An 18,696-nucleotide genomic window follows, 5' to 3' on the forward strand; every position below is an offset into this window, starting at 1 on the left:
TCATGCGAAATAAAAAGGAGGCAAATATGCCTCCTTTCGAATTATTTAATTCCGTCTGCGGCCATACGGTCGCGAATATGCTGTGCGCGCTCTTCTGACGCCGGGTGGTCATCAAACATAGAGCTCTGGCGACCAGCTTCCAGTTTGGCCAGTTTTTCGAAGCTGGTGGCTAAACCTGATGGATTAATGCCGCGTTTGCGCAACAGATCGTAGGAGTAGTCATCCGCTTCGGATTCCTGACGCTGCGAGAACTGAGAGTTAACCAGCTTTTCACCCACATCGCCAAGCTGCGACTGTGACAGGCTGCCGACGATACCGCCCGTAGACGCCGCCGCGGCGCGGATGGCGTTAGTGCCTAACGCAACCTGCATGCCTTTCTTCACGTGGCCAAGTGCAACGTGGCCCATTTCATGGCCGATAACCGCTTCAACTTCGTTGTCGGTCATCATATCCATCAGCCCGCTGTAAACGCGGATGCAGCCGTTCGCCATCGCGAAGGCGTTTACATCTTTGGCCATGTACACCTTATAGTTCACCGGCTGGCCGTTAATGTTATCACCCAGCGCGGAGGCTATCTTATTCAGACGCTGCGTGTAGGTACTATTGGCCGGGGCAAGCGTGGCTTTTCCGTCCATATCTTTACAGGCCTGGTCGCTCAGCGCTTTAACCTGTGCGTCGCTCAGGGAGTAGGCCTGAAAGGCTTCTGCGCCTGAGGACATCAGGCCGTTAGAATCCATATTCTGACAGCCGCTCAGCAGGAGCGTTGTACCCAGGGCCAGCACTATTGCACGCATTTTCATGATGTCGCTTCCGTACTCGTTAATCTGAATAAAATCTGAAAAGTGCACCGGCAACGAAGCCGGGGTCGGGCTAAGTATAAGGAATATCTACGGGGCCGGGCGAGCAGATTGCGCAACATGCGAGCATGATCCAGAGATTTCTTAAGCTGCAAAAGAATGCTCCATGTACATGACATGCCGCTTGGGTTACATTGTTGGCACTTTTTTCCGGCGTAGCCCAAAACGCGCTGTCGTCAAGGGCATGGCCTTTAACAGTCCGATCTGGAGTTAAAATGTCCTCACGTAAAGAGCTTGCTAATGCTATTCGTGCGCTGAGCATGGACGCAGTACAGAAAGCCAAATCCGGCCACCCGGGCGCCCCAATGGGTATGGCTGATATCGCCGAAGTCCTGTGGCGCGATTTCCTGAACCACAACCCGCAGAACCCTTCCTGGGCTGACCGCGACCGTTTCGTGCTGTCTAATGGCCACGGCTCAATGCTGATCTATAGCCTGCTGCACCTCACTGGCTACGATCTGCCAATTGAAGAGCTGAAAAACTTCCGCCAGCTGCACTCCAAAACGCCAGGACACCCGGAAGTGGGTTACACCGCAGGTGTAGAAACCACCACCGGCCCGCTGGGTCAGGGTATTGCTAACGCGGTGGGTATGGCGATTGCCGAGAAAACCCTGGCCGCGCAGTTCAACCGTCCAGGTCATGACATTGTTGACCACTTCACCTACGCATTCATGGGCGACGGCTGCATGATGGAAGGCATTTCTCACGAAGTGTGCTCCCTGGCAGGTACCCTGAAGCTGGGCAAACTGGTTGCGTTCTATGACGACAACGGCATCTCCATCGACGGTCACGTTGAAGGCTGGTTCACTGACGACACCGCGAAGCGTTTCGAAGCTTACGGCTGGCACGTTGTGCGTGGCGTTGACGGTCACGATGCTGACTCGATTAAACGTGCAGTAGAAGAAGCGCGCGCTGTGACGGACAAGCCGTCACTGCTGATGTGCAAAACCATCATTGGTTTCGGTTCTCCGAACAAAGCGGGTACCCACGATTCCCACGGTGCGCCACTGGGCGACGCGGAAATCGCTCTGACGCGCGAAGCGCTGGGCTGGAAATATCCTGCTTTCGAAATCCCATCTGAAATTTACGCGCAGTGGGATGCTAAAGAAGTGGGTCAGGCGAAAGAATCCGCATGGAACGAGAAGTTCGCTGCCTATGCGAAAGCCTTCCCACAGGAAGCGGCTGAATTTACCCGTCGTATGAAGGGTGACATGCCGTCTGACTTCGACGCCAAAGCGAACGAGTTCATTGCTAAACTGCAGGCGAACCCATCCAAAATCGCCAGCCGTAAAGCCTCTCAGAATGCGATTGAAGCGTTCGGTCCGCTGCTGCCAGAATTCCTGGGCGGCTCCGCTGACCTGGCGCCATCTAACCTGACAATCTGGTCTGGTTCTAAAGCAATCAACGAAGACACTGCCGGTAACTACATCCACTACGGTGTGCGTGAATTCGGTATGACCGCGATTGCAAACGGTATCTCCCTGCACGGTGGTTTCCTGCCGTACACCTCTACCTTCCTGATGTTTGTCGAGTACGCGCGTAACGCCGTGCGTATGGCTGCGCTGATGAAACAGCGTCAGGTGATGGTCTACACCCACGACTCCATCGGTCTGGGCGAAGATGGTCCAACTCACCAGCCGGTAGAGCAGGTGGCTTCCCTGCGCGTGACGCCAAACATGAGCACATGGCGTCCATGTGACCAGGTTGAGTCCGCCGTGGCGTGGAAATACGGTGTTGAGCGTCAGGACGGTCCAACCGCACTGATCCTCTCCCGCCAGAACCTGGCACAGCAGGAGCGTACTCCAGAGCAGCTGGCGAACATCGCCCGTGGTGGTTACGTGCTGAAAGATTGCGCGGGTCAGCCAGAGCTGATCTTCATCGCGACCGGTTCTGAAGTTGAGCTGGCTGTTGCCGCATGGGAAAAACTGTCTGCCGAAGGCGTTAAAGCGCGCGTGGTTTCCATGCCGTCTACCGATGCGTTCGACAAGCAGGATGCCGCCTACCGCGAATCCGTACTGCCTAAAGCCGTTACCGCGCGCGTGGCAGTAGAAGCAGGTATCGCTGACTACTGGTTCAAATATGTGGGCCTGAACGGCGCCATCGTCGGCATGACCACCTTCGGTGAATCTGCTCCGGCAGAGCTGCTGTTCGAAGAGTTCGGCTTCACCGTTGAAAACGTTGTCGCGAAAGCAAAAGAACTGCTGTAATCGTTTGTAGGGTAGGGGCGCGAGCCCCTGTCCGTGCTCTCACTGAGAAGAGGGCGCAAACACCCTAAACGGTAACCTTTGGGTTACCGTTTTGTTTTTTTCACGCTATCCGCCTTATATGTCCACTATTCCTCAAACATGTAACGTTCCTGTGAATTATTCCATCCGAAATGTGACGCAAGTCATATAGCGCGCTTATTGCTCTGGACAGACATTCCTTTTATTCCCTGATTCGCTTATTCTAGCTGAAGCGTTTCAGTCGACTAAATGTTCGACAATTGACCAATCAATCGCAGTTTGTGACAGCAAGGATTCCCCTTCGGGCGTAGCTGGATTACTCTTTCAGCCACCTCAAACTCAGGGATAGCTTTGCAGGAGATCTATGACCGTACGCGTAGCGATTAATGGCTTCGGTCGCATCGGGCGTAACGTGGTTCGTGCTTTATATGAATCCGGGCGTCGGGCGGAAATAACCGTGGTGGCTATCAACGAACTGGCGGATGCTGCGGGCATGGCGCATTTGTTGAAATATGACACCAGCCACGGACGCTTTGCCTGGGATGTTCGCCAGGAAAGAGATCAGCTGTTTGTCGGCGACGATGCCATCCGCGTGCTGCATGAGAGCAGTATTGCCGGGCTACCGTGGCGTGAACTGGGTGTGGATATCGTACTTGACTGTACTGGCGTATACGGTAACCGCGAGCATGGCGAAGCGCATCTGACAGCAGGTGCGAAAAAAGTCCTGTTTTCCCATCCTGGCAGCAACGACCTCGACGCGACCGTCGTATTTGGCGTGAATCAGCATGAGCTGCAAGCCGAACACCGCATTGTTTCCAACGCCTCCTGCACCACCAACTGCATTATTCCGGTCATCAAACTGTTAGACGATGCGTATGGCATTGAATCCGGCACCGTAACCACGATTCATTCAGCGATGCACGATCAGCAGGTGATTGACGCCTATCATCCGGACTTACGACGCACGCGAGCCGCGAGCCAGTCAATCATTCCGGTTGACACAAAACTGGCGGCAGGTATCACCCGTTTTTTCCCGCAGTTTAACGATCGTTTTGAAGCAATTGCCGTACGTGTACCGACGATTAACGTCACCGCAATTGACCTGAGCGTGACGGTGAAAAAACCGGTAAAAGCCTGTGAAGTCAACCTGTTGCTGCAAAAAGCGGCACAGGGGGCATTTCATGGTATAGTTGACTATACGGAATTACCGTTGGTCTCAGTAGATTTTAACCACGACCCGCACAGCGCCATTGTCGATGGCACTCAAACGCGCGTCAGTGGCGCACACCTTATCAAGACGCTGGTCTGGTGTGATAACGAATGGGGCTTTGCTAACCGAATGCTCGACACCACGTTAGCAATGGCCGCTCAAGGTTTCAGGTAAGACGCATCGTGCGTCTGCAAAACTTTAAGAATCAACGAGAGGATTCACCATGTCTGTAATTAAGATGACCGATCTGGATCTGGCTGGTAAACGCGTTTTCATCCGTGCTGATCTGAACGTACCGGTTAAAGATGGCAAAGTGACCAGCGACGCGCGTATCCGTGCATCTCTGCCAACCATCGAACTGGCTCTGAAGCAGGGCGCTAAAGTGATGGTGACCTCCCACCTGGGTCGTCCAACTGAAGGCGAGTACAATGAAGAGTTCTCTCTGCTGCCAGTTGTTAATTACCTGAAAGACAAACTGTCCAACCCGGTTCGCCTGGTAAAAGATTACCTGGACGGCGTAGACATCGCTGCCGGTGAACTGGTTGTTCTGGAAAACGTTCGCTTCAACAAAGGCGAAAAGAAAGACGACGAAGCGCTGTCCAAAAAATACGCTGCACTGTGTGACGTATTCGTGATGGATGCCTTCGGTACTGCTCACCGTGCGCAGGCTTCAACCCACGGTATCGGTAAATTCGCAGACGTCGCGTGTGCCGGTCCTCTGCTGGCTGCTGAGCTGGACGCACTGGGTAAAGCGCTGAAAGAACCTGCTCGTCCAATGGTTGCAATCGTTGGTGGTTCTAAAGTTTCTACCAAACTGACCGTACTGGATTCCCTGTCTAAAATCGCTGACCAGCTGATCGTTGGCGGTGGTATCGCGAACACCTTCGTGGCGGCACAAGGCCATAACGTCGGTAAATCCCTGTACGAAGCGGATCTGGTTGACGAAGCAAAACGTCTGCTGACCACCTGCGATATCCCGGTTCCAACGGATGTTCGCGTCGCGACTGAGTTCTCTGAAACAGCGACTGCGACCCTGAAATCTGTTAACGACATCAAAGATGATGAGCAGATTCTGGACCTGGGCGACGTTTCTGCACAGAAACTGGCTGAAATCCTGAAAAACGCGAAAACTATCCTGTGGAATGGTCCTGTTGGCGTGTTCGAATTCCCGAACTTCCGCAAAGGTACTGAAATCGTTGCTAACGCTATCGCAGACAGCGAAGCGTTCTCTATCGCAGGCGGCGGTGATACGCTGGCAGCAATCGACCTGTTCGGTATTTCTGACAAGATCTCCTACATCTCCACTGGTGGCGGCGCATTCCTCGAGTTCGTGGAAGGCAAAGTACTGCCAGCAGTAGCAATGCTCGAAGAGCGCGCTAAGAAGTAAGCCATTCAAGGGCAGGGAAACCTGCCCAATTTTCAGCGCGCTTTAAGAGCTCGCACCTTTTCTAACGGCCGAAGATACAGGACTAAGCAACATGTCTAAAATTTTTGATTTCGTAAAACCTGGCGTGATCACTGGTGATGACGTTCAGAAAGTGTTCCAGGTAGCTAAAGAAAACAACTTCGCTCTGCCAGCAGTTAACTGCGTTGGTACCGACTCCATTAACGCCGTACTGGAAGCTGCTGCAAAAGTTAAAGCACCGGTTATCGTTCAGTTCTCTAACGGTGGCGCAGCATTCATCGCTGGTAAAGGCGTGAAAACTGACGTTCCTCAGGGCGCGGCAATCCTGGGCGCAATCTCTGGTGCGCACCATGTACACCAGATGGCTGAACACTACGGTGTTCCGGTTATCCTGCACACTGACCACTGCGCGAAGAAACTGCTGCCGTGGATCGACGGTCTGCTGGACGCGGGTGAAAAACACTTCGCAGCGACCGGTAAGCCACTGTTCTCTTCTCACATGATCGACCTGTCTGAAGAGTCCCTGCACGAAAACATCGAAATCTGCTCTAAGTACCTGGCGCGCATGGCCAAAATGGACATGACCCTGGAAATCGAACTGGGTTGCACCGGTGGTGAAGAAGACGGCGTGGACAACAGCCACATGGACGCTTCTGCACTGTACACCCAGCCAGAAGACGTTGATTACGCTTACACCGAGCTGAGCAAAATCAGCCCACGCTTCACCATCGCAGCGTCCTTCGGTAACGTACACGGCGTTTACAAACCAGGTAACGTGGTTCTGACCCCAACTATCCTGCGTGATTCTCAGGAATACGTTTCTAAGAAACACAACCTGCCGCACAACAGCCTGAATTTCGTCTTCCACGGCGGTTCCGGTTCTTCTGCTCAGGAAATCAAAGACTCCGTAAGCTACGGCGTAGTGAAAATGAACATCGATACCGACACCCAGTGGGCAACATGGGACGGTATCCTGCAGTACTACAAAACGAACGAAGCTTACCTGCAGGGCCAGCTGGGCAACCCGAAAGGCGAAGACCAGCCGAACAAGAAATACTACGATCCACGTGTATGGCTGCGTGCTGCGCAGACTTCCATGGTGGCGCGTCTGGAGCAGGCTTTCAAAGAACTGAACGCGGTTGACGTTCTGTAATTTAAGCTCCTCATAGCATCAGAAGGCCCGCGAATGCGGGCCTTTTTTTATGCTTTTTCAATGGTCTGCCCGGTCCGTTTATGTGATCTGTTTGGCAAAACCGGTCCTTTTTGTTTACCCTTTACTGACCTGCCTGTCTCCATGGGGGATGGATTTTGTGTTTTTGGGATAACAAAAGGAAGACTAAATGGAACAACTCGATGTTGTAGACAGCATCAATAATGCCGGTAACTGGCTGGTGCGCAACCAGGCGCTGCTGCTGAGCTATGCCGTTAACATCGTCGCGGCGATTGCCATCATCATCGTCGGGATGATCGTGGCGCGTATCGTATCAAACGCCGTAAACCGCGTGATGCTGGCGCGTCACATTGACGCCACTGTGGCTGACTTCCTCTCTGCACTGGTGCGCTACGGTATTATTGCCTTTACGCTGATTGCTGCACTGGGGCGTGTTGGCGTACAGACTGCCTCGGTGATTGCTGTTCTCGGTGCCGCCGGTCTGGCCATTGGTCTGGCACTGCAGGGGTCGCTCTCGAACCTGGCTGCGGGTGTGTTGCTGGTAACCTTCCGTCCGTTCCGCTCTGGCGAGTACGTTGACCTGGGCGGTATTGCCGGCACCGTACTGCAGGTGCAGATTTTCTCAACCACCCTGCGAACTGTTGATGGCCGTATCGTGGTGGTACCGAACGGGAAAATTATCGCGGGCAACATCATTAACTTTTCCCGCGAGCCGGTGCGTCGTAACGAGCTGATTATCAGCGTGGCGTATGATTCTGATATCGATCAGGTGAAATCGCTGATCGCCAATATCATTGCTTCCGACGATCGTATTCTGAAAGATAAAGAGCAAACCGTTCGCCTGAACGAGTTGGGGGCATCCTCCATCAACTTTGTCGTGCGCATCTGGAGCAAAAGTAGCGATCTGCAAAACGTTTACTGGGATGTTCTGGAACGTATCAAACGTGATTTTGATGCCAACGGGATCAGCTTCCCGTATCCACAGATGGACGTGAACCTTAAACGCGAGAAAGAAGCCGAGTAATCCTCTTCCTCAGCAGGCCCGGTGAGCGGCAACGCCACCGGGCCTTTTTATTAGCAATACTAATCACCAATTAATATTATCAATTTCCTCTAATAAGATTCTCGCAGTATAGTCAGCTCCCAGGACAACTTGCTGAGAATTTATTCATGTTATCTTATTATTTTCAAGGTCTTGCATTAGGTGCGGCCATGATCCTTCCCCTTGGCCCGCAGAACGCGTTCGTGATGAACCAGGGCATTCGCCGCCAGTATCATCTTATGATTGCCCTGCTGTGCGCGGTGAGCGATTTGCTGTTGATCTGCGCCGGAATCTTTGGCGGCAGTGCGCTGCTGATGCAGTCTCCCTGGCTTCTGGCGCTGGTGACCTGGGGTGGGGTAGCGTTCCTGCTGTGGTATGGGTTTGGGGCGCTGAAAACGGCAATGAGCAGCAATCTCGAACTGGCGAGCGCCGAGGTCATGAAGCAGGGCCGCTGGAAGATTATCGTCACCATGCTGGCGGTCACCTGGCTCAACCCGCACGTTTATCTGGATACCTTTGTGGTGCTGGGCAGCCTGGGTGGGCAGCTCGACGTTGAGCCAAAACGCTGGTTTGCCCTGGGTACCGTCAGCGCCTCATTCCTGTGGTTCTTCGGTCTCGCGATTCTGGCGGCATGGCTGGCCCCGCGTCTGCGTACCGCTAAAGCCCAGCGGATCATCAACACGCTGGTGGGCGTGGTGATGTGGTTTATCGCCTTTCAGCTGGCAAAAGAGGGGATTCATCATGTTCAGGAATTGCTCAACTAAGCGTTGTCTTATGGACAACTGAGCGAGAGCCGCTAAGCTTGCTGGCATGCGCCCTGTTGTTGGGCACTCTTCGCAACATGGAGGAATGACAGTGAAGTTTAAAGTGATGGCCCTGGCGGCATTAGTGAGTTTAGGTGCGGTGTCGGTGCAGGCAAGTGAATTGCCTGATGGCCCGCACATCGTCACTTCAGGCACCGCAAGCGTGGATGCGGTACCCGATGTTGCAACGCTGGCAATTGAAGTGAACGTGGCCGCGAAAGATGCCGCTTCTGCCAAGAAGCAGGCTGACGATCGTGTTGCGCAATATCTCTCTTTCCTGGAGCAGAACGGTGTCGCTAAAAAAGACATCAGCTCTGCCAACCTGCGTACCCAGCCTGATTACGACTACCAGAACGGTAAAAGCATCCTGAAAGGCTACCGTGCCGTGCGCACCGTTGAAGTGACCGTGCGTCAGCTCGATAAACTGAACTCGCTGCTGGATGGCGCGCTGAAAGCGGGTCTGAACGAAATTCGTTCCGTCTCACTGGGCGTTGCGCAACCGGAAAAATACAAAGACCAGGCGCGTAAAGCCGCCATTGATGATGCAATCCATCAGGCGCAACAGCTGGCGTCCGGGTTCAACAGTAAGCTCGGTCCGGTATACAGCGTGCGTTACCACGTCTCAAATTATCAGCCAAGCCCGATGGTACGGATGATGAAGGCCGACGCGGCACCGGTGTCTGCTCAGGAAACTTATGAGCAACCGACGATTCAGTTCGACGATCAGGTTGATGTGGTGTTCCAGCTGCAGCCGACCCAAAGTCAGCAGACTGAGCCGGCAAAAGCGCAGTAATCTGTCTTCACTTTCCCCCTCTCCCGTCAGGAGAGGGGGATTGTTCCTTAATCCTGTCTCAACACCTTATGCCCATACGCCAGCAGCGCGTCGGTGACGTTGCGCATCATGCGGCTTTCTGGCGCAAAACGGTGCCAGTAGAGCATCCGGCGCTGATACAGCCCCGGCGTTAAGTCAATCAGCTCACCGCTTTTCAACTCTTTCTCTATCTGCAGGTGCGGGATCATACAGCAGGTGGTGCCCTGACGTGCGAGCTGCACAAACGCTTCAGACGAGTTCACGATATGACATGGCACGCTGCCCGGCGGCAGATCGAAGTTTTGCTGCAGGAAGGCCTGATGCATATCGTCCAGATGGTCGAACGCCACCGCAGGGGCTTTCAGCAGCGCGGCGCGGGTGACGCCGTTCGGGAAGTAGCGCTCGGCAAACGCTTTTGAGCCGACAAACAGGTAGTCCAGTGCGCCCAGCTGATCGACAAGACAGCTCGGCAGCGCCTGAGGCTGGATACTGACCGCCCCAACCACTTCACCGCGTCGCAGGCGCTCCTGTGTACGGGTTTCATCTTCAACCTGCAGATTCAGGCGAATCGGGGAGTCTGCTAATACCGGCGCAAGGGCTGGCAACAGCCAGGTTGCCAGACTGTCGGCGTTCACCGCCAGCGAGAGCAGCAGCGGCGTTGAGCCGGTCTGTTCGTCGCCCAGCCACTCATCTTCGAGCAGTTCAACCTGGCGCAGCAGGGCGAGGAGCTTTTGCCCTTGCTCCGTTGGACGCGGTGGAACGGTACGTACCAGCAGAGGCTGCCCGAACATGTTCTCCAGCTGCTTGATGCGTTGTGATACGGCGGACTGAGTGATACAAAGCTTTTGCGCTGCGCGCTCAAAACCGCGTTCACGAATAACTGCATCAAGTGCCTGTAGTGTTCTGTAGTCCGGACGTTTCATTGCTCTGGCTGACTCCTTAATTTTGCTTAATCTGCACTATGACACAATTTTCCCTTCGTGGCAGACGAAATCCATCCGACGTGTTCTATAATGCGGCCTACGTTTTCACACCACAGGCTAAACGATCATGACGCAGGATGAACTGAAAAAAGCAGTAGGATGGGCCGCTCTCCAGTATGTGCAACCGGGTACCATTGTCGGTGTTGGTACGGGCTCGACGGCGGCACACTTTATCGATGCGCTGGGCACGATGAAAGGGCAGATCGAGGGCGCAGTTTCCAGCTCCGACGCTTCCACGGAAAAGCTGAAAAGCCTTGGCATTACCGTTTTCGATCTGAATGAAGTTGACCGTCTTGGCATCTACGTGGATGGCGCGGATGAAATCAACGGCCATATGCAGATGATCAAAGGCGGCGGTGCGGCGCTGACGCGTGAAAAAATCATCGCCTCCGTGGCGGATAAATTCATCTGTATCGCCGATGCGTCAAAGCAGGTTGATATCCTGGGTAAATTCCCGCTGCCGGTAGAAGTGATCCCAATGGCGCGTAGCGCTGTGGCGCGTGAACTGGTGAGACTGGGTGGACGCCCGGAATATCGTCAGGGCGTCATCACTGATAACGGCAACGTGATCCTCGACGTTCACGGTCTGGAAATTCTCGACGCCATTGCGCTGGAAAATGCCATTAACGGTATTCCAGGCGTAGTGACTGTAGGGTTATTCGCCAACCGTGGCGCGGATGTCGCGCTGATCGGCACGGCAGATGGCGTGCAAACCATCGTAAAATGATCTGATGGGGGGAGCCCTCCCCCCGCTAAAAAAATTTTGAAAAGCTAAATTCGGTGACTTGTGTCACGCTTTTTACCTCTCGTTTGCCGATCCTGCCGTATTCGCAAATTTCTACAGCATTTTCCTCTGTCATTTTGCTCTGTATGACTTTTCTTCAGAGTGCCGACGCAAACGTTCATATTGCTGCAATAGTTTTTTTTGATATGTTGGCTACAGCGGATTTAAATCCAGCACAACATCAGTTCAGACAAAAACAGGGTCGGGTAAGGTAAATGGCAAAGGTATCACTGGAGAAAGACAAGATTAAATTCCTGCTGGTTGAGGGCGTGCATCAGAAAGCGCTTGATAGCCTTCGTGCAGCAGGTTACACCAACATCGAATTTCACAAAGGCGCGCTGGACACCGAAGAGCTGAAAGCGTCCATCCGTGATGCCCATTTCATTGGCCTGCGATCCCGTACCCAACTGACTGAAGACGTGATTGCCGCGGCGGAAAAGTTGGTTGCCATCGGCTGTTTCTGCATCGGTACCAACCAGGTTGATCTGAATGCCGCCGCAAAACGCGGTGTGCCTGTCTTTAACGCCCCGTTCTCCAACACCCGTTCCGTGGCGGAGTTAGTGATTGGCGAGCTGCTGCTGTTGCTGCGTGGTATTCCGGAAGCTAACGCCAAAGCGCACCGCGGCGTGTGGAACAAACTGGCTGCGGGTTCATACGAAGCCCGTGGTAAAAAACTCGGTATCATCGGCTATGGCCACATCGGTACTCAGCTGGGGATCCTGGCTGAATCCCTGGGGATGCATGTCTATTTTTATGATATCGAAAGCAAACTGCCGTTGGGCAACGCCACTCAGGTTCAACACCTCTCTGACCTGCTGAACATGAGCGACGTGGTCAGCCTGCATGTGCCGGAAAATGCGTCGACGAAAAACATGATGGGTGCTGAGGAACTTGCGCTGATGAAGCCAGGTTCACTGCTGATCAACGCCGCGCGCGGTACGGTTGTCGATATTCCGGCGCTGTGCGATGCGCTGAAGCGTAAGCATCTGGCGGGGGCGGCAATCGACGTCTTCCCGACTGAGCCTGCTACCAACAGCGATCCGTTCAACTCTCCGCTGTGCGAATTCGACAACGTGATCCTGACGCCGCACATCGGCGGCTCGACGCAGGAAGCGCAGGAAAATATCGGTCTGGAAGTCGCGGGCAAGCTGAGCAAATACTCCGACAACGGTTCTACGCTCTCTGCCGTGAACTTCCCGGAAGTGTCTCTGCCGTTGCACGGTGGCCGTCGTCTGCTGCACATCCATGAAAACCGTCCGGGCGTGCTGACTGCGATCAACCAGATCTTTGCCGAGCAGAGCGTCAACATTGCCGCACAGTATCTGCAAACGAACTCTCAGATGGGTTACGTGGTGATTGATATTGAAGCGGACGAAGATGTAGCGGAAAAAGCGCTGCAGAGCATGAAGGCTATTCCGGGTACCATTCGTGCCCGTCTGCTGTACTGATTCTGTTTCTGTGAGCATAAAGCCGGGTCGCTACCCGGCTTTATTTTACCAGCGCCAGGTTTTGCCCGGCGTCACTACCGCAGGCAGCGGAATATCCCACTTCTCTATCGGCAAGGCTTCCACGCCCTGACAGTCATGTGCGTACCCCACAGGCTGTAAATGATACTGCTGCCAGTTTTGCAGCGTCCTGTCATAAAAACCGCCACCCATCCCTAAGCGCTGACCCTGCTCATCAAACGCCACCAGCGGCGTGATCAGCACATCCAGTTCTGATAGGGGGAGGACGTCGCGGACGTCGAGTTTTGGTTCGGTGATTTTCAGACGATTCACCACCAGTTCGCTGTGCGGATGGTAATGTAAAAACAGCAAATTTCCCCGGCTAAACGGATGCAGCACCGGCAGGTACACTCTTTTCCCGGCGCGCCACAGCTGTTCTATCAGCGGTTGAGTATTCAACTCGCCATCAAATGAGAGGAACAGGGCGACGGTACGCGCCATCACAACAGGGGGATAGGCCATCATACGGGCTGCGCCTTGCTGGGCAAACTGTGCTTGCTGTTCGGGAGTTAACGCACGACGGCGTTGACGCATGAGCTGACGGATGTCCTGGCGTGAGGAAGAGACTTCAGGGAGTTGGGTCATGGTAGTCGGTAGAAGAAAAAGAGAGGGAATCTCCGAGATGCCGCCGCAGGCTGTAACCCTTGAACCCTTGGTTCAAGGTGAATGTGTCGTCATAGTTTTAAGGCTTCTCGGACGAACCGAGCATGCTCACCAACCATGGAGCGCCACATTCTTGTGGTATGAAATATCGGCTCAGGGGACTGGCCCGCTTGCGAACATCTCAGAGAAATTTTGTCTTCACAGTTACTCTACCATAGTCAACTGAGAAGTGTTATTCAAACTTTGGTCCCGGTCTTTCGGGATTGCGACCTTGATCAAGCAATGCTTGTTCAATGGTCTGCTGGAGCATTTTAATGCGCTGCTCCATGCTTGCCGCGTAATCGCGGGTCTTCGCTTTTTCCTGAGTCAGTTCATAACTGATGTTCAACGCGGCGATGAAAACCAGCTGCTCAGTATTTGTGACTCTAGTGCGTTCTTTGAGATCTTGCAACCGCTGATTCAAATCGTCCGCAGCCTGATTCAAGGCATCCCTTTGTTCAGGCGGACAATTCACTCGCAGTGAACGGCCAAAAATCTGGAGATCGACGGGTTGTGCAGACATGCCACCTTCCTGCTGATTGACTGCGCTGCCTTCGCTTACTGCCCCGGGGGCTGCGAAGGGGCGACACTATAGCTACCCTGATGTGAAGATACAAGCCCTTTTCTGGTATCACCAGGGTCCAAAGTGGTAGCATATCATGAATATTCCTCCCAACGATGACGAATGCGCATGTCTATACAGAACGAAATGCCTGGTTACAAGGATTTAAACCAGTTACTGAACCAGCAGGGAGTCGGTTTAACCTCTGCGGAAATGCACGGTCTGATCAGTGGCATGCTGTGCGGCGGAAACAGCGACAGCTCATGGCAGCCGCTGATCCACGACCTGACGAACGAAGGGCTGGCGTTTGGTCACGAGCTGGCGGAAGCCGTGCGTAAAATGCACTCCGCGATCAGCGATTCGCTGGAAGACGATGGCTTCCTTTTTCAGCTTTATCTGCCTGAAGGCGATGACGTCAGCGTCTTCGATCGTGCCGATGCGCTCGCAGGTTGGGTCAACCACTACCTGTTGGGGCTGGGCGTCACGCAGCCGAAACTCGATAAAGTGACCGGCGAAGCGGGTGAGGCGATCGACGATCTGCGTAACATTGCGCAGTTGGGCTACGATGAAGACGAAGACCAGGAAGAGCTGGAAATGTCTCTCGAAGAGATCATCGAATACGTTCGCGTCGCAGCATTGCTGTGCCACGACCACTTTACGCGTTCGCAGCCGACCGCGCCGGAAGTCCGCAAGCCAACCTTACATTAAGAAAAATAACGCACAGGAGGGTGTCATGGTTATCTCAAATCAAGAGTATTCGCGCCGTCGTCAGGCGCTGCTGGCCAATATGCAGCCGGGCAGCGCCGCGCTGATTTTTGCTGCGCCAGAAGTGACGCGCAGCGCCGACAGCGAATACCCCTATCGCCAGAGCAGCGATTTCTGGTACTTCACCGGCTTCAACGAGCCGGAAGCGGTACTGGTGCTGATTAAGAGTAATGACACCCACAACCACAGCGTGATTTTTAACCGCGTACGCGATCTCACTGCAGAAATCTGGTTTGGCCGCCGCTTAGGGCAAGAGGCTGCGCCAGAGAAGCTGGGGGTGGATCGGGCGCTGGCATTCAGTGAAATCAACCAGCAGCTCTATCAACTGCTCAATGGCCTGGATGTGCTTTACCACGCGCAGGGCGAGTATGCGTATGCCGATGAGATTGTCTTTACTGCTCTGGATAAGCTGCGCAAAGGTTCGAGGCAGAATCTGTCCGCGCCAGCCACCCTGACGGACTGGCGTCCGGTGGTGCATGAGATGCGTCTGTTCAAATCCCCGGAAGAGCTGGACGTGATGCGCCGCGCGGGTGAAATCAGTGCGCTGGCACACACCCGCGCCATGGAGAAATGCCGCCCGGGAATGTTTGAATACCAGCTGGAAGGGGAGATTCATCACGAATTTAACCGCCACGGCGCGCGTTATCCTTCATACAACACCATTGTCGGCGGCGGTGAAAACGGCTGCATTCTGCACTACACCGAAAACGAAAGTGCGCTGCGCGACGGGGATCTGGTGCTGATTGACGCCGGATGCGAATTCCAGGGGTATGCGGGCGATATTACCCGTACGTTCCCGGTGAACGGTAAATTCACCCCCGCACAGCGCGCGGTGTATGACATCGTCCTCGAATCGCTCGAGACGGCGCTCAGGCTGTACCGTCCAGGCACGTCCATTCAGGAAGTGACCGGCGAAGTGGTGAGCATCATGATCACCGGTCTGGTGAAGCTCGGTATCCTGAAAGGCGACGTGGATACCCTGATTACCGAGAACGCGCATCGTCCGTACTTTATGCACGGCCTGAGCCACTGGCTGGGGCTGGATGTGCATGACGTGGGAGCATACGGTGCCGATCGTTCCCGCGTGCTGGAGCCAGGCATGGTATTAACCGTTGAGCCGGGGCTGTATATCGCGCCGGATGCCGACGTGCCGGAAGCATACCGCGGGATTGGCATTCGTATCGAAGACGACATCGTCATTACCGAAACCGGCAACGAAAACCTGACCGCCAGCGTCGTGAAAAATGCTGACGATATCGAGGCGCTGATGGCAGCGGCACGCGTATGAGCGTGACTATCGTTGGCGGCGGGATGACCGGAGCCACGCTGGCACTGGCCATCTCGCATTTTACGCAGGGAAAACTGCCGGTGCATCTGGTGGAGGCCGTTGCGCCAGAGGCCTCTGAACACCCCGGTTTTGATGCCCGCGCCATTGCACTGGCGCAGGGTACCTGTCAGCAACTCTCACGCATTGGCATCTGGCAGGCGATAGCCGACTGCGCGACGGCGATTAAAACCGTTCACGTCAGCGATCGCGGTCATGCCGGTTTCGTTACTCTGGATGCGCATGATTACCGTATAGATGCGCTGGGCCGGGTCGTGGAGCTGCACGACGTCGGGTTACGCCTGTTCCGCCTGCTTAAGGATGCGCCAGGCGTGACCCTGCATTGCCCGGCGCGTGTGGCCAGCTTTAGCCGCAGTGACGCGTCGGTCAACGTGGTGCTGGATAACGGTACCGTCCTTGAAGGCCAGCTTCTGGTAGCGGCAAACGGTTCGCGCTCTTCGCTCGGCACGCAGTGCGGCGTGGAGTGGCGACAACAGCCCTACGGGCAGGTGGCCGTCATTGCTAACGTTTCGACAGCGGGCGCTCACAACGGCCGCGCTTTTGAGCGTTTCACCCAGCATGGCCCGCTGGCGATGCTGCCCATGTCCCACGATCGCAGTTCGTTGGTGTGGTGCCATCCGCAGGACAACGCGGCTGAGATACAGACCTGGTCTGACGAACGTTTTTGTACCGAGCTGCAAAAAGCCTTTGGCTGGCGGCTGGGACGTATTACCCACGCGGGAAAGCGGAGCGTATACCCGTTGTCGCTGACCACCGCCTCGCAGTCTATCTCCCATCGCATGGCGCTGGTCGGCAATGCCGCGCAGACATTGCATCCCATCGCCGGGCAGGGGTTTAACCTCGGGCTTCGCGACGTGATGAGCCTGGCAGAAGCGCTTTCACAGGCGTGGAGCGAGCAAAAAGACTGTGGTGCCTGGTCGGTGCTCAGCCATTACCAGAAGCGACGCCGGGCAGATAAAGAGGCGACGATTGGTGTGACGGATGGTCTGGTGCACCTGTTTGCCAATCGCTGGGCACCCCTGGTTGCAGGCCGCAATCTTGGGCTAATGGCGATGGAATTATTCATTCCGGCACGTGACGTGCTGGCGCAGCGGACTCTTGGTTGGGTCGCGCGTTAAGGAGTTATCACCGTGCAAAATGTTGATGTCGCCATCGTTGGCGGCGGAATGGTAGGACTGGCGCTGGCCTGTGGTTTACAGGGCAGCGGCCTGCGCGTTGCGGTACTGGAGCAAAACGTGCCTCAGCCTGTCGCGCAGGACGCGCCGCCGGAACTGCGCGTCTCGGCAATCAATGCGGCCAGTGAAAAGTTGCTGACGCACCTTGGCGTCTGGTCAGAGATCGTGGCGCAGCGTGCCAGCTGTTATCACGGCATGGAAGTGTGGGACAAAGACAGCTTTGGTCATATCGCGTTTGATGATGAAAGCATGGGCTACAGCCATCTGGGACACATCATCGAAAATGCCGTTATTCACCATGCTCTGTGGCAAAAAGCGCAGTCCTGCAGCGATGTCACGCTGCTGGCACCGGCGCAAATCCAGCAGGTCGCCTGGGGAGAAAACGACGCCTTTATCACCCTGCAAAGCGGTGACATGCTGACCGCGCGACTGGTCGTGGGCGCTGACGGTGCCAACTCCTGGCTGCGTAACAAGGCGGATATTCCGCTGACGTTCTGGGACTATCGCCATCATGCTCTGGTGGCAACGATTCGCACTGAAGAGCCGCACGGTGGGGTGGCGCGCCAAATTTTCCACAATGACGGCATTCTGGCATTCCTGCCGTTGAGCGATCCGCACCTGTGTTCGATTGTCTGGTCTCTGGTTCCTGATAAAGCGCAACAGATGCAGGAGGCGACTCCCGAGGCGTTTAACCAGGCGCTGTGCGTCGCGTTTGATAACCGTCTTGGGCTATGCACCCTTGAGAGCGAGCGGCTGGTGTTCCCGTTAACCGGACGCTATGCGCGTCAGTTTGCGGCGCACCGTCTGGCGCTGGTGGGTGACGCGGCGCATACGATCCATCCGCTGGCCGGGCAGGGCGTGAACCTTGGCTTTATGGACGCGGCAGAGCTGGTAGAAGAGTTGCGTCGCCTGCATCGCGAAGGCAAAGATATCGGCCAGCATCTCTATCTGCGTCGCTACGAACGTAGCCGTAAGCACAGTGCAGCGGTGATGCTGGCAGGCATGCAGGGTTTCCGTGAGCTGTTTGCCGGCGCGAATCCAGCGAAAAAACTGCTGCGCGACCTCGGCCTTAAACTTGCCGATACCCTTCCGGGCGTAAAACCTCAACTCCTTCGCCAGGCGATGGGTCTTAACGACCTGCCGGACTGGCTGCGCTAATATAGACCCCCGTCACACTTTGTTTTCCCGGCCTCTGCGCCGGGGAAATTCACTCGTTTGAAATAATCTAATTTCACCGCATTTTTCGCATTAGAAAATCTAATCTTACTATTTTTATGTTACGGAAATTCCGCCCGTTTTTCCGCATGAAATATCACCATCTGCTAAATCCTGTTAGAGCAATGTTAATTTTATGCGGGTTTAATCGCAGTTTGCCAGTGAATAATTCTGTAAGCTTTTTCGTGTTTTTAGG

Annotated in this window: 17 protein-coding genes and 1 other RNA gene; 13 read left to right on the forward strand and 5 right to left on the reverse strand. The window is 54.8% G+C overall.

The genetic code is table 11. From position 1 onward, the window contains the following. Positions 1-41: 41 nt before the first annotated feature. Complete coding sequence (gene loiP / locus AC2FAP_RS12055) at positions 42-800, reverse strand: metalloprotease LoiP (RefSeq protein ID WP_020883714.1); 759 nt, start codon at positions 798-800, stop codon at positions 42-44. A 272-nt stretch (positions 801-1,072) separates the two neighbouring features. Between loiP and tkt the strand changes: the two genes are divergently transcribed. The 7 genes from tkt (at position 1,073) to AC2FAP_RS12090 (ending at position 9,506) form a co-directional block, all read left to right on the forward strand. Then, a complete protein-coding gene (gene tkt / locus AC2FAP_RS12060) occupies positions 1,073-3,064 on the forward strand; it encodes a transketolase (protein ID WP_020883715.1) in 1,992 nt (663 codons plus the stop codon). A gap of 382 nt (positions 3,065-3,446) precedes the next feature. After that, positions 3,447-4,466, forward strand: a complete 1,020-nt coding sequence (gene epd, locus AC2FAP_RS12065; protein WP_014171537.1) for an erythrose-4-phosphate dehydrogenase — start codon at positions 3,447-3,449, stop codon at positions 4,464-4,466. A 49-nt stretch (positions 4,467-4,515) separates the two neighbouring features. Continuing rightward, positions 4,516-5,679, forward strand: a complete 1,164-nt coding sequence (gene pgk / locus AC2FAP_RS12070; protein ID WP_014171536.1) for a phosphoglycerate kinase — start codon at positions 4,516-4,518, stop codon at positions 5,677-5,679. Between the two features lie 91 nt (positions 5,680-5,770). After that, the gene (gene fbaA, locus AC2FAP_RS12075; protein WP_014171535.1) at positions 5,771-6,850 is read left to right on the forward strand and encodes a class II fructose-bisphosphate aldolase; all 1,080 of its coding nucleotides are present in this window, start codon (positions 5,771-5,773) and stop codon (positions 6,848-6,850) included. 187 nt (positions 6,851-7,037) lie between these two features. Further along, positions 7,038-7,892: a small-conductance mechanosensitive channel MscS gene (gene mscS, locus AC2FAP_RS12080; protein WP_014171534.1), complete on the forward strand. Its 855-nt coding sequence runs from the start codon at positions 7,038-7,040 to the stop codon at positions 7,890-7,892. Positions 7,893-8,038: 146 nt separating this feature from the next. Beyond that, complete coding sequence (argO, locus tag AC2FAP_RS12085) at positions 8,039-8,674, forward strand: arginine exporter ArgO (protein ID WP_014171533.1); 636 nt, start codon at positions 8,039-8,041, stop codon at positions 8,672-8,674. 91 nt (positions 8,675-8,765) lie between these two features. Next, positions 8,766-9,506, forward strand: coding sequence for an oxidative stress defense protein (locus tag AC2FAP_RS12090; protein WP_025203272.1), 741 nt, complete (start codon positions 8,766-8,768; stop codon positions 9,504-9,506). Between the two features lie 47 nt (positions 9,507-9,553). Here the strand turns inward: AC2FAP_RS12090 and argP are convergent, their stop codons facing one another. After that, the gene (gene argP, locus AC2FAP_RS12095) at positions 9,554-10,447 is read right to left on the reverse strand and encodes a DNA-binding transcriptional regulator ArgP (RefSeq protein WP_008499727.1); all 894 of its coding nucleotides are present in this window, start codon (positions 10,445-10,447) and stop codon (positions 9,554-9,556) included. Between the two features lie 127 nt (positions 10,448-10,574). On the opposite strand from argP, the gene rpiA reads away from it, so the two are divergent. Further along, positions 10,575-11,234, forward strand: coding sequence for a ribose-5-phosphate isomerase RpiA (gene rpiA, locus AC2FAP_RS12100; RefSeq protein WP_014171530.1), 660 nt, complete (start codon positions 10,575-10,577; stop codon positions 11,232-11,234). Between the two features lie 272 nt (positions 11,235-11,506). Beyond that, positions 11,507-12,739, forward strand: a complete 1,233-nt coding sequence (gene serA, locus AC2FAP_RS12105; RefSeq protein WP_185791320.1) for a phosphoglycerate dehydrogenase — start codon at positions 11,507-11,509, stop codon at positions 12,737-12,739. A gap of 45 nt (positions 12,740-12,784) precedes the next feature. Here serA and AC2FAP_RS12110 read toward each other — a convergent pair whose 3' ends face one another. From AC2FAP_RS12110 to zapA, 3 genes are all read right to left on the reverse strand, one after another. Further along, a complete protein-coding gene (locus AC2FAP_RS12110; RefSeq protein WP_185791319.1) occupies positions 12,785-13,381 on the reverse strand; it encodes a 5-formyltetrahydrofolate cyclo-ligase in 597 nt (198 codons plus the stop codon). 25 nt (positions 13,382-13,406) lie between these two features. Continuing rightward, a non-coding RNA gene (gene ssrS / locus AC2FAP_RS12115) (6S RNA) lies at positions 13,407-13,590 on the reverse strand. Positions 13,591-13,631: 41 nt separating this feature from the next. Then, on the reverse strand, positions 13,632-13,961 hold the full coding sequence (gene zapA, locus AC2FAP_RS12120) for a cell division protein ZapA (RefSeq protein WP_006811891.1): 330 nt from the start codon (positions 13,959-13,961) through the stop codon (positions 13,632-13,634). 168 nt (positions 13,962-14,129) lie between these two features. On the opposite strand from zapA, the gene AC2FAP_RS12125 reads away from it, so the two are divergent. From AC2FAP_RS12125 to ubiI, 4 genes are read left to right on the forward strand one after another with little or no spacing between them, the layout of a single operon-like run. Then, positions 14,130-14,708, forward strand: coding sequence for a YecA/YgfB family protein (locus AC2FAP_RS12125; RefSeq protein WP_025203274.1), 579 nt, complete (start codon positions 14,130-14,132; stop codon positions 14,706-14,708). Between the two features lie 31 nt (positions 14,709-14,739). Then, complete coding sequence (gene pepP, locus AC2FAP_RS12130) at positions 14,740-16,053, forward strand: Xaa-Pro aminopeptidase (RefSeq protein WP_449541338.1); 1,314 nt, start codon at positions 14,740-14,742, stop codon at positions 16,051-16,053. Continuing rightward, the gene (ubiH, locus tag AC2FAP_RS12135) at positions 16,050-17,228 is read left to right on the forward strand and encodes a 2-octaprenyl-6-methoxyphenyl hydroxylase (RefSeq protein WP_449541307.1); all 1,179 of its coding nucleotides are present in this window, start codon (positions 16,050-16,052) and stop codon (positions 17,226-17,228) included. The genes pepP and ubiH overlap by 4 nt, the downstream gene beginning before the upstream one ends. 12 nt (positions 17,229-17,240) lie before the next feature. Beyond that, positions 17,241-18,443, forward strand: coding sequence for an FAD-dependent 2-octaprenylphenol hydroxylase (gene ubiI / locus AC2FAP_RS12140; protein WP_032680331.1), 1,203 nt, complete (start codon positions 17,241-17,243; stop codon positions 18,441-18,443). Positions 18,444-18,696 lie beyond the last annotated feature (253 nt).

The sequence above is a fragment of the Enterobacter cloacae complex sp. 394I7 genome (assembly GCF_057320345.1).

Excerpts from the sequence above, each read along its gene's own strand:
- ubiH (WP_449541307.1), top strand. The coding sequence starts at position 16,050 with ATGAGCGTGACTATCGTTGGCGGCGGGATGACCGGAGCCACGCTGGCA.
- argP (WP_008499727.1), bottom strand. The coding sequence starts at position 10,447 with ATGAAACGTCCGGACTACAGAACACTACAGGCACTTGATGCAGTTATT.
- pgk (WP_014171536.1), top strand. The coding sequence starts at position 4,516 with ATGTCTGTAATTAAGATGACCGATCTGGATCTGGCTGGTAAACGCGTT.
- epd (WP_014171537.1), top strand. The coding sequence starts at position 3,447 with ATGACCGTACGCGTAGCGATTAATGGCTTCGGTCGCATCGGGCGTAAC.
- tkt (WP_020883715.1), top strand. The coding sequence starts at position 1,073 with ATGTCCTCACGTAAAGAGCTTGCTAATGCTATTCGTGCGCTGAGCATG.
- mscS (WP_014171534.1), top strand. The coding sequence starts at position 7,038 with ATGGAACAACTCGATGTTGTAGACAGCATCAATAATGCCGGTAACTGG.
- argO (WP_014171533.1), top strand. The coding sequence starts at position 8,039 with ATGTTATCTTATTATTTTCAAGGTCTTGCATTAGGTGCGGCCATGATC.
- AC2FAP_RS12125 (WP_025203274.1), top strand. The coding sequence starts at position 14,130 with ATGTCTATACAGAACGAAATGCCTGGTTACAAGGATTTAAACCAGTTA.
- AC2FAP_RS12110 (WP_185791319.1), bottom strand. The coding sequence starts at position 13,381 with ATGACCCAACTCCCTGAAGTCTCTTCCTCACGCCAGGACATCCGTCAG.
- fbaA (WP_014171535.1), top strand. The coding sequence starts at position 5,771 with ATGTCTAAAATTTTTGATTTCGTAAAACCTGGCGTGATCACTGGTGAT.
- rpiA (WP_014171530.1), top strand. The coding sequence starts at position 10,575 with ATGACGCAGGATGAACTGAAAAAAGCAGTAGGATGGGCCGCTCTCCAG.
- loiP (WP_020883714.1), bottom strand. The coding sequence starts at position 800 with ATGAAAATGCGTGCAATAGTGCTGGCCCTGGGTACAACGCTCCTGCTG.
- zapA (WP_006811891.1), bottom strand. The coding sequence starts at position 13,961 with ATGTCTGCACAACCCGTCGATCTCCAGATTTTTGGCCGTTCACTGCGA.
- serA (WP_185791320.1), top strand. The coding sequence starts at position 11,507 with ATGGCAAAGGTATCACTGGAGAAAGACAAGATTAAATTCCTGCTGGTT.